Origin of the sequence: Streptomyces niphimycinicus, from assembly GCF_018883605.1 — a bacterium.
Taxonomy (GTDB): domain Bacteria; phylum Actinomycetota; class Actinomycetes; order Streptomycetales; family Streptomycetaceae; genus Streptomyces; species Streptomyces niphimycinicus.
The window spans coordinates 1-432 of the sequence record NZ_JAHLEM010001356.1; the positions used below are offsets into that span (position 1 = coordinate 1).

The window sequence follows — 432 nt, forward strand, 5'->3', positions numbered from 1 at the left end:
CCTCGCCCTGCGACGCCCGGTCGGCGGGGCCGCCCGCGCCCGAGAGCCGGTGCAGGGCGCCGCGCAGCCGGTCCAGCCGCTCGGCGTAGGCGTGCTCCCGCGCCAGCGTGCCCGACAGCCAGGCCAGCTCGGTCCGGAGCTGATCGGACCAGGCCGTATCGGTGAGCGGGCGGTAGACGTAGAGTGCGCCGCTGATCCGCCGTGCGGCGCGGCGCAGCAGCCGGGCGGCCTCGGCCGCCTCCCGCACATCGGAGCCGCTCTCGCGGTGCAGCCGCAGGCTGCGGAGGAAGTCCCCGGCCTGGGCGTGCAGATACGCCGACAGCACCTCACCGGCCGTCGCCGACTCCCACGAGGGCGCCGCCGCGGCCTCCGCCGCCCGGTCCTGCACGCCCCGGTCGGCCGTGCCCCGGTCGGCCGTGCCCCGATCGGCCA

1 protein-coding gene is annotated in these 432 nt (G+C 78.9%); it reads right to left on the reverse strand.

Features of this window, described 5'->3' with window-relative positions:
* Nucleotides 1-388 (reverse strand): CHAD domain-containing protein (locus KN815_RS49720; protein ID WP_216348263.1); only part of this gene is annotated, 388 nt, incomplete at its 3' end.
* Between the last annotated feature and the right edge of the window lie 44 nt (nucleotides 389-432).